The sequence below is a fragment of the Methylorubrum rhodinum genome (assembly GCF_014199935.1).
GTDB classification, from domain to species: Bacteria; Pseudomonadota; Alphaproteobacteria; order Rhizobiales; family Beijerinckiaceae; genus Methylobacterium; species Methylobacterium rhodinum.
The window spans coordinates 369,171-385,823 of the sequence record NZ_JACHOP010000002.1 but is presented as its reverse complement, the minus strand read 5'-3'; the positions used below and the strand labels follow the sequence as shown (position 1 = coordinate 385,823).

General features: G+C 69.3%; 11 protein-coding genes. 4 read left to right on the top strand and 7 right to left on the bottom strand.

Annotated features, from left to right (window positions below; all coding sequences use genetic code 11):
* From pfkB to HNR00_RS04025, 3 genes are all read left to right on the top strand, one after another.
* Positions 1–945, top strand: coding sequence for a 1-phosphofructokinase (gene pfkB / locus HNR00_RS04035; RefSeq protein WP_183565261.1), 945 nt, complete (start codon positions 1–3; stop codon positions 943–945).
* A gap of 190 nt (positions 946–1,135) precedes the next feature.
* The gene (locus tag HNR00_RS04030; RefSeq protein ID WP_183565258.1) at positions 1,136–2,866 is read left to right on the top strand and encodes a fructose-specific PTS transporter subunit EIIC; all 1,731 of its coding nucleotides are present in this window, start codon (positions 1,136–1,138) and stop codon (positions 2,864–2,866) included.
* Positions 2,867–3,223: 357 nt separating this feature from the next.
* Entirely contained in the window at positions 3,224–4,717 is a 1,494-nt protein-coding gene (locus HNR00_RS04025) for a carbohydrate porin (RefSeq protein ID WP_183565255.1), read from the top strand.
* A 133-nt stretch (positions 4,718–4,850) separates the two neighbouring features.
* Here the strand turns inward: HNR00_RS04025 and HNR00_RS04020 are convergent, their stop codons facing one another.
* From HNR00_RS04020 to HNR00_RS03990, 7 genes are all read right to left on the bottom strand, one after another.
* Positions 4,851–5,210: a winged helix-turn-helix domain-containing protein gene (locus HNR00_RS04020; protein ID WP_183565252.1), complete on the bottom strand. Its 360-nt coding sequence runs from the start codon at positions 5,208–5,210 to the stop codon at positions 4,851–4,853.
* A 7-nt stretch (positions 5,211–5,217) separates the two neighbouring features.
* Positions 5,218–6,276, bottom strand: coding sequence for a hypothetical protein (locus HNR00_RS04015; RefSeq protein ID WP_183565249.1), 1,059 nt, complete (start codon positions 6,274–6,276; stop codon positions 5,218–5,220).
* A 43-nt stretch (positions 6,277–6,319) separates the two neighbouring features.
* Positions 6,320–9,370: a penicillin-binding protein 1A gene (locus HNR00_RS04010; RefSeq protein WP_183565246.1), complete on the bottom strand. Its 3,051-nt coding sequence runs from the start codon at positions 9,368–9,370 to the stop codon at positions 6,320–6,322.
* 277 nt (positions 9,371–9,647) lie between these two features.
* A complete protein-coding gene (gene mqo, locus HNR00_RS04005; RefSeq protein ID WP_376770352.1) occupies positions 9,648–11,324 on the bottom strand; it encodes a malate dehydrogenase (quinone) in 1,677 nt (558 codons plus the stop codon).
* Between the two features lie 250 nt (positions 11,325–11,574).
* Entirely contained in the window at positions 11,575–13,077 is a 1,503-nt protein-coding gene (locus HNR00_RS04000; RefSeq protein ID WP_183565240.1) for a PepSY domain-containing protein, read from the bottom strand.
* 34 nt (positions 13,078–13,111) lie between these two features.
* Positions 13,112–14,302, bottom strand: coding sequence for a flagellin N-terminal helical domain-containing protein (locus HNR00_RS03995; RefSeq protein ID WP_183565237.1), 1,191 nt, complete (start codon positions 14,300–14,302; stop codon positions 13,112–13,114).
* 207 nt (positions 14,303–14,509) lie between these two features.
* Entirely contained in the window at positions 14,510–15,685 is a 1,176-nt protein-coding gene (locus HNR00_RS03990; protein WP_183565234.1) for a flagellin N-terminal helical domain-containing protein, read from the bottom strand.
* Between the two features lie 203 nt (positions 15,686–15,888).
* Here HNR00_RS03990 and HNR00_RS03985 point away from each other — a divergent pair, with 203 nt between their 5' ends.
* The gene (locus tag HNR00_RS03985) at positions 15,889–16,332 is read left to right on the top strand and encodes a flagellar biosynthesis repressor FlbT (protein WP_183565231.1); all 444 of its coding nucleotides are present in this window, start codon (positions 15,889–15,891) and stop codon (positions 16,330–16,332) included.
* Positions 16,333–16,653: the final 321 nt, after the last annotated feature.

The window sequence follows — 16,653 nt, the reverse complement described above, 5'->3', positions numbered from 1 at the left end:
ATGATCGCCACCCTCACCCTCAACCCGGCGATCGACCAGACCGTCACCCTCGACGCCTTGACCCCCGGCTCGGTCCACCGCGCCCGCTCGGTCTGGTCGGATGCCGGCGGCAAGGGCGTCAACGTCGCCTGCTGCCTCGCCGATTGGGGCCTGTCCGTGTCCGCCACCGGCGTGCTCGGCCAGGACAACGCCGCGCCGTTCGAGCAGGTGCTGGCGGCCAAGGGCATCGACGACCGCTTCGTCTGGATTCCGGGCGAAACCCGGACCAACCTCAAGCTCCTCGACGCCGGCACGGGCGAGACCACCGACATCAACCTGCCCGGCCTCGAATTCGGCCCCTCGACGCTGGAGGCGGTGCGTGCCGTCCTCTCCGAGCTGGCGCGGGACGGCAGCCTCGTGGTGCTGGCCGGCAGTCTGCCGCGTTCGCTTGCCCCCGACACCTACGCCCGGCTGACGGCGGAGCTGCGCGGCCGCGGCGCCCGCGTGGTGCTCGATGCCTCCGGCCCGTCCTTGAGCGCGGCGCTCGCCGCCGGCCCCGCCGCCCTGCCCTCCGCGATCAAGCCCAACCGCCACGAACTGGAGGAATGGGCCGGCCGCCCGCTCGCCGACCCCGCCGCCCTGCTCGACGCCGCCCGCCGCTTGCAGGCGTCGGGCATCCCGTTGGTCTGCGTCTCGCTCGGCGAGGACGGAGCGCTGTTCGTTTCGGGGGAAGGGGCGCTGCGGGCCCTGCCGCCCGCGACGAAGGTGGCGAGCACGGTCGGCGCGGGCGACGCCCTGGTCGCCGGTCTCGTTGCCGGCCTGCATGACGGGCTGGCGCTCCCCGACCTCGCCCGGCGGGCGCTGGCCTTTGCCGCGGGCAAGCTCAGCCGCACGGGAGCGAACCTGCCGGGGCGGGAGGCGGTCGAGGCCATCGCCCGCGATATCCGGGTGGAAGCGCTGACCTAAAAAACCCTCCCCCCTCTGCGGGGGAGGGTGCCCGCGGAGCGGGCGGGAGAGGGGAGCGACGCTTCCGGAAGAACCTGAGCCAGCCCCTCACCCGACCCCCTTCGGGGGCCACCCTCTCCCGCGGAGGGGAGAGGGGATGCGGCGGCCACCGAACCGTTTGAACGAACAACCCATTTCACAGGAGGAACCCATGGCACAGCTCCTGGCGGTGGTGGGAGGCGGTGACCTCTCCACCCACGCCGTCCTCGCGGCCGAGGCTCTGCGCAAGGCGGCCGGGCGGCGCAACGCGGCGCTGGCGCTGGAAATCCGCGGCAAGGGCGGCGGCAACCCGATCCCCGAGGCCGCCATCCGGGAGGCCAAGGCCGTGCTCCTCGTCGGCGAGGGCGATCTCGGCGAGGGCCGGTTCGGCGCGCTGACCCGCGCGCGCGCGGCCATCGACGACGTGCTCACCGACGTGAACGCGGTGCTCGACCGGCTGCTCGCCGGCACCGCCAGCGCCTCACCCGCATCGGCTTCCACGAGCGCGACGCCAACTGCCAAAAAAATCGTGGCGATCACGTCCTGCCCCACCGGCATCGCCCATACCTTCATGGCGGCGGAGGGACTGCAGGCGTCGGCGCAGGCGCTCGGCCACGACATCCGCGTCGAGACCCAAGGCTCGGTCGGCGCCCGCGACGCCCTGACCGCAGTGGAGATCGCGGCGGCCGACGTGGTCATCATCGCCGCCGACACCGGGGTGGATCGCTCGCGCTTTGCCGGCAAACGGCTCTACGCCACCAACACCAAGGCGGCGATCCGCGACGGCAAGGGCCTGATCGCCACCGCGCTCGCCGAGGCGCAGCTCCAGGCGGCCGGCGCCGCCGAGACGAAGGCGGACGGCCCCGCCCGCCCGGCCGCGGCGGAAAAGAAGGCCGGCGCCTACAAGCACCTGATGACCGGTGTGTCGTTCATGCTGCCCTTCGTGGTCGCGGGCGGCCTCTTGATCGCGCTCGCCTTCGCGTTCGGCGGCATCGACGCGATGAAGCCGGAGAATGCCGGTACGCTCGGCTTCGCGCTGAGCGAGATCGGGGCCAAGGCGGCCTTCGCCCTCATCGTTCCGGCGCTCGCCGGCTACATCGCCTATTCCATCGCCGATCGCCCCGGCATCGCGCCGGGCATGATCGGCGGCATGCTCGCCGCCAACCTCCAGGCGGGTTTCTTGGGGGGTATCGCCGCGGGCTTCATCGCCGGCTACACGACCGCGTTCCTCAACAAGCATATCCGCCTGCACCGCAATCTCGAAGGGCTGAAGCCCGTCCTGATCCTGCCGCTCATCGCCACCGCGATCACCGGCCTGCTGATGGTCTACGTCGTCGGCGTGCCGGTGGCCGCGGTGCTCGCGGCGCTCACCGACTGGCTCAAGGGCATGCAGGGGGCGAGCGCGCTGGTGCTCGGCCTCGTGCTCGGCGGCATGATGGCGGTCGATATGGGCGGGCCGATCAACAAGGCGGCCTACGCTTCCTCCGCCGCCCTGCTCTCCTCGGGCGTCGATGCCCCGATGGCCGCGGTGATGCTCGGCGGCATGACGCCCCCGCTCGGCATCGCGCTGGCCACCCGGCTGTTTCCCAACCGCTTTTCCAAGCCCGAGCGCGAGGCCGGCGGCGCGGCGGCCGTGCTGGGTGCCGCCTTCATCACCGAGGGCGCGATCCCCTTCGCGGCGGCCGATCCCTTACGGGTGATCCCCTCCATGGTGGCGGGCTCCGCGGTGGCCGGCGCCCTCGCGCTCACCTCCGGCGTGACCCTCAAGGTGCCCCATGGCGGCCTGTTCGTCCTGCCGATCCCGAACGCGGTGACGAACCTGCCCGGCGCCCTGATCGCGCTGGTGGCCGGGACCGTCGTGACGGGGCTGCTGGTGGGGCTCCTGAAGAAGCGGGCGGCGTGAAGCGCCCTCTCCTCCCCCCGGATCTCGGGTTTGCCCGAGATCCGATCCTTGCTGGCCCGGATCGGGCAGGCCCGATCCGGGTGGGGAGGAGCCGGAGGTGGGGGTCGGGCGGAAGGCACCGATCTGGTTCCTTCTGAACCACCCCCACCCCTACCCCCTCCCCGCAAGGGGGAGGGGAATACCCGCACAACCCTGATGCGGCATCCGGGTCACGCTGGGCCCGAAAATCAACATAGGTTGGGAAAAACGGCGAATACTTCTTTCCCGAAGTGAATCGCCCTGTAATCTTCCGGCTCCGGCGCAGATCGGAGGCTCGGTCGAGCTCAATTCAAGAAATCGTTTACAACGGGGGACGACATGAAGGCGGTCACAGCAGCAGGGGCGATGCTCGGCCTGTGCACGGTGCTCGGCGGCCAAGCGCACGCACAGGGTGCGCCGCCCGAACCCGGCCTCGCGCCGCCCACCATCGTCGCGCCGGCCGCGCGCCGCCCGGTGGTCCGCCGGGTCGCCCGCCGCGCCGCGCCCCGCCGCATCTTCGGCAACGACGGCAGCGCGGCCGCCGCCGCCGACGTGCTCGGCCAGAGCGCCACGCCCCCCACCCTGCCGCCCGGCACGTTCGACCTCGGCAACGGCCTGTCGATCCTCCTGAACTACACCGGCCAGGGCGCGACCAATCCGGTGGGCGGCATCCGCCGGGGCACGGCCTGGGCCGGCCAGTTGTTCTTCGGCATCGACGCCGACCTCAACCGGCTCGCCGGGATCGACGGCGGCTCGGTCCATGTCGCGGTCACCAACCGCCACGGCCGCAGCCTCGCCAACGACGTGATCGGCAACAACACCAGCGTTCAGGAAATCTTCGGCGGCGGCCAGACCACCCGCCTCACGCTGCTGTCCTACCAGCAGAAGCTGTTCGACAACCGCCTCGACATCGAGGTCGGGCGGCTTGTCGCCAACATCGCCTTCCTGAATTCGCCGATCTACTGCAATTTCCAGACGAACTCGGCCTGCGGCAACCCGACCTTCGTGTTCAAGACCTCGAACTTCACCTTCTGGCCGGTGTCGAGTTGGGGCGGGCACGCCAAGGCGTGGCTGACCGACAAGGTGTTCGTCCATGTCGGCGCCTACGAGGTGAACCCGCTGCACCAGCAGCCCGGCGACAACGGCCTCGACTTCTCGACCAAGGGCGCGACCGGCGCGATCGTGCCGTTCGAGCTCGGCTATTCCACCACCTTCGCCAACGACGCCCTGCCGCGCAATTACGGCATCGGCGGCTGGGTCGATCGCTCCGACTATCCCGATCCCGTGCGCGACGTGGCCGGGGGCCGCGCGGTGCTGACCGGGCTCGACCCGCGCACCCGCTTCGGGCGCTCGGGCGTCTATGCCCGCTTCGACCAGATGATCTGGCGCCCCGATCCGACCGGCGTGCAGGGCCTGACCCTGTTCGGCGTCGCCATGACCGGCACCGGCGGCCGGCTGATCGAGGATTATTTTCTGGAGATCGGCGCGTTGCAGACCGGCACCTTCGCGGGCCGGCCCTACGACACGGTCGGCTTCGTCATCAACACGCAGAAGTTTTCGGACCTCGCGCTGTCGAACATCTATGCGGCGCAGGCCTCGCTCGGCGTGTCGCGAAAGATCCCCGAGCACCAGATCATGATGGAGTTGAACTACGGCATCCAGGTCGCGCCCGCGATCCGGCTGACGCCGAACCTGCAATACATCGTCAACCCGGACCAGACCCGGTTCCCCTACCGCACCAAGAACATCCCCGACGCCTTCGTGATCGGCGCCAAGCTGTCGGTGGACCTGTTCACGCTGGCGGGCCTCGCCAGGGGGCCCGGGAGCCCGTGAGCCGCCAAGAAAAACGGCGCGCCCAGGCAGGGCGCGCCGATCGAGGTGCTCGCGGTCTCAGGAACGAGTCCGAGAAAGGTATGCAATATACCATTCCGCGTCCATCACTCCGGGTGACATCCGGCACGATTTTTCACGTTTCCGTGTTCGAACGCCCCTCCGGGCACCGCACCGCGAGGCGGTGCAGGGCCGGCGCCGCCGCCTCTTCCGCCGCCCGCTCGACCGCGCGGTAGGCGGCGACGACCTCGGCGCCGAGGTCGGACAGTCGCGCCCCGCCCCCGGCCCGACCGCCGGCCTGGGACTCGACGAGGGCCGCGCCGAAGCCGCGGTTCATCGCCTCCACCAGCATCCAGGCGCGCCGGTAGGACATGCCGAGCGCCCGTGCGCCTGCCGCGATCGAGCCGTGCTCGGCGATGGCCTCCAGGAGGCGGACCTTGCCGGGGCCGAGCCGGTGGTCGGGCCCGAGATCGACGCGGATGCTCAGGCGCGCCACGGACAGCTCAGTTCTTGGCCAGCGCGTCGGCGAAAGCGACGATGCGGTTGCGGGCGTAGGTCGGCACGCCCGCGCTGATCGAGGAGCCGGTGTTGAACGAGGAATTGCCCATCAGCACCTGCACCGGCAGCAGGTTCTTGAGCACCGGCACGCGGGCGTATTCCTGCTTGCGGTCGAGCACGTCGGCCTTGATGGCGAGCGCCATGTAGGTCGTCACCACCGTCCGGTTCGGATCGTTCGGGGCCGGCTGCATCACCGCCAAAAACTTGCCGAAGCGCAGGATCTGGTTGACCCAGAAGATCGTCTGTTCGAGCCCGCCCGCCACCGGGGTCTCGATCCGGGTGAGCGCGGAAAGGCTCGCGGCTTCCACGGGCGGCAGCACCCGCAGTTCGCTCTGGAATGAGACGAATTCGGCGACCTTCTTGGATGACCCCAGTTCGAGCTTGTTGGCGAGTTTGACGCCGAGCGGCAGCTTGCCCTCCAGATCGTAGCGCGACTCGATGCAGGAGCCGCCCGCCCCGCACCAGGGCCGGTCCGGGCGCCGGGCGAAGGCGGCGGCCGGGTCCTTGGTCGGCGTGGCGTCCGCGGGCTCCAAACGCTTGTGACGGATCACCGGGTCCATCTTCGCCAGGAAGTCGAGGTTCGCGTAGGCCGCGAGATCGATGGCCGACGGCGGTTTCGCCACCACGAAGCGCCCTTCCGCGACGTAGACCTTCAGGGTCTCGTGGCGCTGCTTGGTCACGCCGTCGCGGCTCTGGGCGTAGTCCGGCTCGGTGTAGCCGGGCCAGGGCGAGAGCGCGGCGGCCTCCGCCGGCCGGGCCTTCTTCCAGGCGTCGAAGGCGATCAGGCCGTTCTCGGGATTGGTCGAGGCGCTCTCGCGGGAATCGCGAAACAGCACCGTGCCGGGCTTGAGCGTCGCGGCGTCCGTGGGGCTGAGTGCCGCCACGTCCTTCACCCGATCGGAGACGGCGGCCGGCTTCGCAGGCTCTTTGGGCGCGTCCTGCGCGAGGGCCGGGCCGGCGAGCGCGAGGGCGACGAACAGGGTGGCCGGGTAATGCCTGGGCACAGCGGACCTCGGGAAGACAACAGGGATCGGGGAAAAGCCCGCGTCAGTAGCGCGGGTCGTCGCCGAACAGATAGTCGGGATCGCGGCGGCGCTGGCGCGCCCGCGGCTGCTCGTCCTCGAAGGGCGAGCCGAACGGCGAGGGGTTGGCCTGCCCGTAGCGATCGCGACCGGGCCAGGGGTTTTGGTCCTCTCGCCGGTCGCGGCGCAGGCCCCAAGGATCGGAATAGCGGTCGGAAGACCGGTCGGCGTAGCGCGGGTCGGCGTCCGGCCGGTCGCGGCCGAAGGGATCGGTGCCGTCGCGCCGGCCGCCGCCCATCATGTTGCCGAGGATGTCGCCGGCCACGTCCGCCCCTTCGTCGGAGCCGCCAAAATCGCCGTCCTCGGAATCGGGCCGCATGGCGTAGAGGGTCTCGCGGGGCACCAGCGCGTATTGGGTGTCGGCCACGCGCCCGTCCTTGAGGCGGAAATGCTCGATGAAGCCGCCGCCCGCCACCCGCTGGCCGCTGCGGGGCTCGATCGGCAGGTCGGCGATGTACGGCTTGGCCTCGGGCGAGGGCGGCGCCAGGGGCGTGCGCGGCACGCCGTTGGCCCAGGCGGCCTGGAAGATGGCCCGCGCGATCGGCACCGCGACGTGGCCGCCGGTCTGGCCGCGGCCGAGCGTCTTGCGCACGCCGTCGGCGTTGTCGTAGCCGGCCCAGACCACCACCGTGATCTCGTTCGAGAAGCCCGCGAACCACGCGTCGTTCTCGTTCTCCGAGGTGCCGGTCTTGCCCGCGACATAGGCCGAGACGCCGGACAAGGCGGCCGCCGTGCCGTGCTGGGTCACGCCCTGGAGCATGGTCTTGAGCTGGTAGAACGCGACGCGATCCGCCGAGCCGATCCGCACCGGCGCCTTGGCGGGGCGCGTATAGACCGGCTTGCCGTCGCGCTCGATCGATTCGAGCGCGTAGGCGGACGGCCGCGCGCCCTCGTTGGCGATGGCGGCGTAAAAACTCGCCAGATCGATCATCCGCACCGGCTGGGCGCCGAGCACGAACGGATAGTAGCGCTCGCACTCGGCGTAGAGCTGGGCCTCCAGCGCGATGTCGCAGACCTGCTGCAGGCTCTGCGGCGCGCTTTTCGCAATCCCGCCTTCAAGCAAGCGGGCGGTGACGAGGTTCTTGGAGAATTCGAGGCCGCGACGGATCGTCGTCGCGCCCGCGCCGCCGCCGTCGTAGTTCTTGGGCGACCACGAGGCGCCGATCCCGCCGATCGGCGGCAGGGTGACGGGGGCGTCCATCACCAGGGTGTTGGGCTGCAGGCCCGCGTTCAGCGCGGCCAGATACGTCAGCGGCTTCAGCGTGGAGCCCGGCTGGCGCACGGTCTGCGTCACCCGGTTGAGCTGGCTCAGCGGGTAGGAAAAACCCCCGGTCATCGCCAGGATTTTTCCCGTGCGGTTCTCCAGCACGATGGCGGCGCCCTGGACGCTCGGGCGCACGCGGAGGTCGGCACGCAGGCTGCCCTTGCCCTCGCGCAGGCGCACCCGCACGGCATCGTAGAGCTGAAGTTTTCCGCGGGCCGGGCCGGGATCGAGGCTGGCGATGCGGCCGTCGGGCAGGCCGACCCGGATGCCGTTCTTGCCCGTCTGGAGCACGACCGCGAGCGGCCAGCGCAGATCGTAGAGCGGGGCGCGGGCCGTCTCCAGGGCGCGCTGCCACGCCGGCTTGACCGCCGGGGCTTTGGGCACCGGCAAGGCCTTGGCGCCCTTCACGCCCTTCGGGACCGGCACGGCAGGCGGCGCTTCCGGCTCCGGCACCGGCGCGGCGGTCTCGAAGCGCTTGACGGCGTCCGCCAGATTCAGCTCCGGCCCCTCGTAGCGGGCGCGGCCGGTGCCGCGCTCGTAGGTCGAGAGCCCTTCCTGGATCGCGCCTTCGAGCGCGCTCTGGAGACCGGCATTGACCGTGGCGTGGACGGTGTAGGAGGCGTTCGTCAGCGATTCCAGCCCGGCGAAGGTGCGCGATTCCCGCGCCAGATGATCGACGAGGTAGAAGCCGGAATCGCGCCGGGCCGTGTCCGGGGGCTTGATGCCGAGGTCGCTCTTCAGCGCCGCATCCCTCTGCTCCTCGGTGATCGCGCCGTCCTCCTTCATGCGGGTCAGCACGTAGGCGCGGCGCTCGCGGGCGCGGTCGGGGTACCTGTCGGGGCTGTAGTAGTTCGGGCCCTTGGGCAGGCCGGCGAGCAGGGCGGCCTCCGGCACGGTGAGCGCGCCGACCGACTTCCCGAACCACGAGCGCGCCGCCATCTCGATGCCGTAGGCGCCGCGTCCGAGATAGATGCCGTTGAGGTAGAGCCCGAGGATCTTGGGCTTGGTCTGGAGGCGCTCCAGGCGCGAGGCCACGATCATCTCGCGGATCTTGCGCTCGTAGGTGACGTCGTCGCCGACCGAGAGGTTCTTCACCACCTGCTGCGTGATGGTCGAGCCGCCGGCCGGCCGCCCCGGCGAGGCGAGGTTGCCGACGAAGGCGCGGATCACGCCGCGCTCGTCGATGCCGTGGTGGCTGTAGAACCGCTTGTCCTCGGCCGCGACGAAGGCCTTCTGGACGAGGTCCGGCACGCCCTCGATCGGCACGACGAGCCGGCGCCCGTTCGGCTCGAAGGTCTCGGAATAGGGTTTGCCGGCGGCATCCAGAATCACGCTGGCGCTGGCGAGCTTGATGTCGCGCAGCGCCTCCGCCGAAGGCAGGTCCTTCACGGCGTTGTTGTAGAACGCGATCACCGCCCCGGCCTCGAACGGGGAGTTGGCCGGGTTCTCGCCCTTGCAGAACTGCTTGTAGCTCGTGTTGAGCTCGGACAGATCGAGCCCGTGCAGGATCTTGGGCGCGTTGTCGCCCGCGACCGCGCTCGGGTCTTCCATCGCGGTGGAGATCAGCTCATCGAGGTTGATGTCCTCGATGTCGAAGCTTTTCCGCATATGCGCGCAGCCGTCGCGCAGGATGCGCACCACCTCCGGCCCGTCCTTCACCGGGTCGAACTGCGTGCGCACGGCATCGGGCCGCGTCGTGACCTGGCTCAGCGTCAGCGCGGTCGCGAACAGCTTGATCAGGATGGCGTTCATCGAGCCTGCGCGGGAACCCGGAGCGATCGGGCCTCAATGCCCGAAGCCTCGATCATGCGGCGCACAACGCGGCTGATTTATGATGAAACACGACCTGTCCCCTCCCCCTTGCGGGGAAGGGTAGGGATAGGGGTGGTTCAGGAGGAACCGCAACGGTGCCTTCTGCCCGACCCCCACCTCCAACTCCTCCCCACCCAGATCGGGCCTGCCCGATCTGGGCAAGCAAGGACGGATCTCGGGCAAGCCCGAGATCCGTGGGGAGGAGAGCGCGTCGTGCTTACGGCGCCATGTCCGGCACCGCCTTCACCACCCCGCCGGTGGTCTCGGCGGCCGGCGCGCTCGCCGGGATCGTGACGGCGCCGGGCTTCGGCGGCGGGGTGAGTTGCAGGTGCTCGCTGGTGTAGACCAGCTCCTCGTACGCCTTCTGCGGGTCGGCGTTGAGCTTGGTGCCGTAGCTGGGGACGATCTTGCGGATCTTGTCCTGCCACGCGGCGCTCTTCACGCGGTCGGCGAAGACCTTCTCCAGCACGGTCAGCATGATTGGCGCGGCGGTCGAGGCGCCGGGCGAGGCGCCGAGAAGTGCGGCGATGCTGCCGTCCTTGGCCGCGACCACCTCGGTGCCGAGCTTGAGCACGCCGCCCTTCTCCGGGTCGCGCTTGATGATCTGCACCCGCTGACCGGCCTGGACGAGGCGCCACTCGTCCTTCTTGGCGTTGGGGAAGTATTCGCGCAGGGCCTGATAGCGGTCCTCGTCGGAGAGCATCACCTGGCCGGCGAGGTACTCGATCAGCGGATACTGATCGACGCCGACGCGCACCATCGGCCAGACGTTGCTGGTGGTGGTGGAGGTCAGCAGGTCGAAGTAGGACCCCTCCTTCAGGAATTTGGTCGAGAAGGTCGCGAACGGCCCGAACAGGATCACGCGCTTGCCGCCGAGGACGCGGGTGTCGAGGTGGGGCACCGACATCGGCGGCGAGCCGACCGAGGCCTTGCCGTAGGCCTTGGCGAGGTGGCGCATCGCCACGTCCGGGTTCTCGTTGACGAGGAACGAGCCGCCGACGGGGAAGCCGCCGTAATCGGCCGCCTCGGGAATCCCTGAGGCCTGGAGCAGGTGCAGCGCGCCGCCGCCCGCACCGATGAACACGAACTTGGCGTCGACCGTCTGGCGCGAACCGTCCTTCAGGTTCTTGGCGGTGATGCGCCAGGTGTTGTCCTTATTCCGCTCGATGCTCTCGACCTCGGTCGAGGTGCGGAGCGAGAAGTTCGGGCGGGCCTGGAGGGAGGCGACGTACTGGCGGGTGATCTCGCCCCACTCGACGTCGGTGCCGACCGGCGTCCAAGTCGCGGCGATCTTCTGCTTCGGGTCGCGCCCCTCCATCATCAGGGGGACCCACTTCTTGAGCTGCTCGGGGTCGGTCGAGTAGTCCATCCCGGCGAACAGCGGGCTCGCCTTCAGCGCCTCGTGGCGCTTCTTGAGGTAGGCGATGTTCTCGTCGCCCCAGACGAAGCTCATGTGCGGCGTGGAATTGATGAACGAGCGCGGGTTCTTCAGCACGCCCTGCTGCACCTGCCACGCCAGGAACTGGCGTGTGATCTGGAACGCCTCGTTGATCTCGACCGCCTTGTCGATCTTGACGTTCCCCTTCGAATCCTCGGGGGTGTAGTTCAGTTCGGCGAGCGCCGAGTGTCCGGTGCCGGCGTTGTTCCAGCCGTTGGAGCTTTCCAGCGCGACGCCGTCGAGCCGCTCCAGCATCTCCATCGACCAGTCGGGCTCGAGTTCGCGCAGCCACACGCCGAGCGTCGCGCTCATGATGCCGCCGCCGATCAGCAGCACGTCGACCTTGCGGGCCTCGCCCGCCGCGAAGAGCGGGCCGCCGGGAAGCGCGGTCGCGGCCGCCCCCGCGAGCGCGCCGCCGATGAGCTGACGACGGTTCATCGGCAAGGAACGCGGCATCGCCTGCGGCTTGGAACGATCGTGCATGGTGGGTCCCCCATTCCTGAGTTTGCGGTCGGCGCTCCCACTATTTTTCATTTTATTTTGCGCTCGACTCAAAAAATATTTGGCGTCCGTCCGCTAGCCCGAGCGAGGACGGCCCGACAGCGATATGTCAGCATGGCTGCCATGCTTTGACCACCGGGGCGGTGAGCCGGACGGGCGGAAGCGGTTTCAGCGGGCGCCGGATGACAGGCGTCGGCGAAAAGAATCAGCCGAAGCGCCGCCGCAGGCGGCGCCAGCCGATGACGGTTCCGGTGGCCGCCACGAGGAAGCCGGCGGAGAGCCAGAGCCACATCACCGCATCCCAAACCGGGCGGGGCAGCCGCACGAAGTCGAGGGTGTGGAGTCCGTCGAACAGCCAGCGGGAGACCCGGTTCGAGCGGTCCATCCGCCCGAGGATTTCGCCGGTCGCCGGATCGACATGGACCCAGGTCGCGGCCGGGTCGGCGAAGACGGCGCGCAGGACCGGGAGCGGGCGTGCCTCCCGGTCGCCGTACCAGTAGGAATCCTCGGCCTCGATCCGCTCCATGCGCGGGGCCCCCTCCCCCGGCATCAGGCCGGCCAGCGCACGGGCCAGGGCGTCCGGGTCCGGGGCGGTGCCGCCGCAGCAGCGGCGCGGCGGAGCCTGCCCGCACAATGCGCGGGCCACCGGCACGCCGCCAACTTGCGTGAAGCGAACCTCCTTCAGGTCCGGGCAGATGCGCGCGGCGTCCGTCGGATCGAAGCGGAACGGCGCCGTCTCGGCTCCGGCGTAGCGCGCCAGGGCGGCGGCGTCGGGCATGGTCGGGGAAAAGAAGCGGTTCGGGTTCATCGAGAGCCAGCCGCTGACGATGAAGGTGAGCAAAGCCGTGCCGCCGATCAGGCCGCCGAGATGGTGCCACGCCGCGAACCCGCGATAGGGCGTCGCGCGCCCCGTGGCGTAGCGGGGCCGCAGGCGCAGCCGTGACAGGCCCAGAACGTAGCCGCTCACCGCCACCGCGATGGCGATGCCCGAGACCCACAGCACCACGTCCCGCCACAGAGCCGGCTCGGCCCGCAGCGGCGTCAGGTAGATCCAGTGCGGCACCGCGCCGAGCCAGTTCCAGAACCGCTCGGAGGCCGTGGTGTCGAGGACGACCTCGCCGGTGCGCTCGGACAGATAGAGGCGGGTGCCGGCCGCATCGCCGAGCGCCACGAGGCGGAGCGGGCGCAGCGGGTCGAAGCGCTGCGGCACGCTCCACTGGTCGCGGACGACGGGGCCGAGATCCTCGACGGCGCGGGCGGCGGGATGGTTTTTCGCGATCGCGAGGAGGAGAGCGGGATCGACCGACTCGATCACCCGACCGTCGAGGGCCGAGACCGTGGTGCGGGCGCCGTCGAGGGCGCCGACCCGGTAGACCGGTATGTCACCCAGCATGCCGAGATCGATGCGGCCGGACGGTCCCAGAACCTTCGCGGCGGCGAGCGCCGCATCGGGGCCGATCATGCCGCCCGGCAGCGCCAGCGGCGCCAGAGCGGCGCGGCGCTCGGATTCGGTCAGCCGCGGGAAGCCGACATACATCATCACCGCGCCGGACAGGAACCAGACGGCGAAGGCGAGGGCGAAGACGATCCCGAGCCAGCGATGGCCGAGGAGGAGCCAGCGCAGGATGCGCTTGCCGAAATTTCTCAAGGTGACGTCGACGAAGGAGGCATCGGGAGCGGGCGCGCCGCCGCCGGGGCCATAGACCATCGCGCCGCCGCTGGGGAGGGCGGGCGCGATCGCGTCAGCGCAGGAGCTGGAGGATGCCCTGCTGCGCTTGGTTGGCCAGCGACAGCGCCGAGATGCCGAGTGACTGGCGGGTCGACAGCGCCTGGGAGTTGGCCGCCTCCTCGTTGAGGTCGGCGTTGGTCAGGTTGGCCGCGCCCGTGTCGAGGATGTTGACGAGGCGCTTGGTGAAGTCCTGCCGGTTCTGCACCACCGAGAGGTTCGAGCCGAAGGTCGAGCTCGCCGCCCGCAGCGTGTCGGAGGCGGTGCCGAGGCTGGAGATCGTCGCCTTGATGTCGACGTCGAGCAGGAAGTTGCCCTGGCCGTTGGGCGTCGCGCCGGAATTCGGGCCGATCGCCGCGAGGTCGAGGCCGTCGGAGGTCAGGTCCTGACCCTGGATGTCGAGATTGGCGGTGTCCTTCTCGTTGAAGGCGATGTGGAGCTTGTTCGACGGGTCGCCGTTCGAGATCAGGTTGATGCCGTTGAAGCTCGCGTCCTTGGCGAGTTGCGTGATCTGGATCAGCAGGCTGTTGAACTGCTCGGCGAGCTTCTTGCGGCCCTCGACGCCGGCCACCGTGAGGTCGGGGCTCGGGCTGATCGTGTCGTTGCCCGTGCCGTAGGTGTCGGTGTTCGTGGTGGAACCGGCGGCGAATCCCAGCAGGGTCTGGTCGTTGGCCGTGCTGAACTCGACGTCGGCGCTGGCGTTCAGGACGATCTTCTTGCCGCTCGTGTCCTTCGAGAACATCGTCGCGCCGGCCGACGTGTTGAGGGCGGTGATGGCCTCGTCGATGGTCGCGCCGGCGGTGATCGTCGCGGATTTGGACGTGCCGTTGACGAAGAAGGCGACCGTGCCGCCCGCGGTGCCGTCGAACGCGGTCGAGGCGGTGCCGGTGGTGGTCAGCTGCGTCGAGAGCCCCTGGTTCGCCGCGGACTTGGCCGTGTCGATCAGCTTCTGGATCGAGGTGATGCCCTGGTTGGCCGCCTGGATCGTCTGGACGCCGTTCGAGATCGAATCGAGCAGGGCGTTGAGGTCGCCCGAGCGGCCCTGCAGCGCCTGGGCGGTGAAGAAGTTGACCGGGCTGTCCAGCGCCGACGAAACCTTCAGGCCGGTGGCGAGGCGGTTCTGCGTCGTCGAGGTGAGGGCGGCGGTGTCCTGCAGCGAGAGCAGGTTCTGGCGGGTCGCGGCGGAAAGCGTGACGCTGGAGGACATGAGGGGCTACCCGTTGGAGGCGCATGCCTAACCGGCATTAAGGTTAATTCACCACGAACGGGTTTCCGGCAGGTTAACGTCGCGTTTTCCCTAACGAAGTTCTTCGCCGGAACGCACGAAAACGGCCGGAGCGGGGCTCCGGCCGTTTCGCGGTCCGTCGAGATCGTGTCGTCTCCCGCGCCTGAGGCGCGGGAGAGCTTTGCGGGATCAGCGGAGCAGCTGGAGAACGCTCTGCTGGGCCTGGTTGGCCAGCGACAGCGCCGAGATGCCGAGCGACTGGCGGGTCGACAGCGCCTGGGAGTTGGCCGCCTCGACGTTGAGGTCGGCGTTCGTCAGGTTGGCCGCACCCGTGTCGAGCACGTTGATCAGGTTCTTCGAGAAGGTCTGGCGGTTCTGCACCACCGAGAGGTTCGAGCCGAAGGTCGAGCTCGCCGCCCGCAGGGTGTCCGTGGCGCTGCCGAGTTTGGTCAGCGTCGAGGAGATGTCCGTGTCGAGCAGGAAGTTGCCGGTGCCCGCGGTGCCGGCGGTGATCGACTCGAGCTTGAGGCCGTCCGAGGTCAGGTCCTGGCCCTGGATGTCGAGGTTGGCGGTGTCCTTCTCGTTGAAGGCGATGTGCAGCTTGTTGGTGTCGTCGCCGTTCGAGATCAGGTTGACGCCGTTGAAGCTCGCGTCCTTGGCCAGCTGCGTGATCTGCGTCAGCAGGCTGTTGTACTGCTCGGCGAGCTTCTTGCGGCTGTCGACGCCGGACACGGTCAGTTCGGTGGCCTGGGCGACCGTCGTGTTGCTGGTGCCGTAGTCGGGGGCCGTGCCGGAGCCGGCGGTGAAGCCGAGCAGCGTCTGGCTCGCGGTGTCCTCGAACTCGACGTCCGAGCTGGCGTTCAGGACGATCTTCTCGCCGGTCTTGTCCTTCGAGAAGATCTTGCTGCCGGCCGACGTGTTGAGGGCGGAGATGGCATCGTCGATGGTCGCGTTGGCGGCGATCGTCGCGGTCTTGGAGGTGCCGTTGATGTAGAAGTTGACGTCGCCACCCGCAGTGCCGTCGAAGGCGGTCGAGGCGGTGCCGGTGGTGGTGATCTGGGTCGACAGGGCCTGATTGGCGGTGGACTTGGCCGAGTCGATCAGCTTCGAGATCGAGGTGATGCCCTGGTTGGCCGCCTGGATCGCCTGGACGCCGTTCGAGATAGAATCGAGCAGGCCGCCGAGGTCGGCCGAGCGGTTGGACAGGGACTGGGCGGTGAAGAAGTTGACCGGGCTGTCCAGCGCCGACGAAACCTTCAGGCCGGTGGCGAGGCGATTCTGCGTCGTCGAGGTGAGGGAGGCGGTGTCCTGCAGCGAGAGCAGGTTCTGGCGGGTGGAGGCCGAAAGGGTGATGCCGGAGGACATGGGGGCGATCCTATTGGGTCTGTGAGCCGTCGTTTTGGCGGCTCCCGAACCATTCACCCCGCGCCTTGCCGAGGTCTTAATCCGATCGATGATTTCGCCCGTATTCGCCCGTTCCGGCCAAGTCGAACCGAAACTCTCGGCACCATAGTTAACGAAACCCTCAAGCTGATCTCGTCGATCGGCCCGACAAGGAATCCGTAACCATGCCGCTGCGCATCGAGCTGAAGCCCAACGAACGGTTGATCATCAACGGCGCGCTGATCCGCAACGGCGACCGGCGGTCGGTGTTCATGATCGAGAACCAGTGCAAGTTCCTGCGCGAGAGCGAGATCATCTTCGAGGGCGACGCCGACACCGCGGCCAAGCGCCTGTGCGTGACGCTCCAGCTGATCTACCTCGCCGACAACCCGGCGGAGGCCGACGACCTGTTCGTGCGGCAGGCCAACCAGCTCATGGAGGCGGCGCCGAGCATGGCCCCCTACATCCTGGCGATCCAGGACGAGCTCTCCGCCCGACAGTATCACCGGGCGGTCAAGCGCGGCCGCGACCTCGTCGCCTACGAGCGGAGCCTGCAGGCTCATCTGGAGACCGCGCAGGATGGACCGCGGACGCAGGAGGAGATGCCGGAGAAGGCCCGGGAGGAATAGGGCACCGACCCGCGCGGCGGCATCCTGTGCGGAGGGACGATCCGGCTCCCCGACGAGGGCGCCTTCGAATCGGCGATCTGGCGGGACAGGCATAGGGTGATGCCCTCCCACCAGTCCTCGCGCGGCGCGCGGGATATCGCGGGACTTCGCCGGATCTTTAGCGTGTTCGCGAGACTCCTGTGGGTCGATGCGACGCGTTCCGCGGCGATCAGTTGTCGAGAGAGCGGCCTCAATATAGATTTCGGCCGTCGACGGACTCCGGTCCGCCCGCCCGTAACCTATGTTGACGGCTCTTCGCAGGCCCCTGCACCCGAAGAGCCG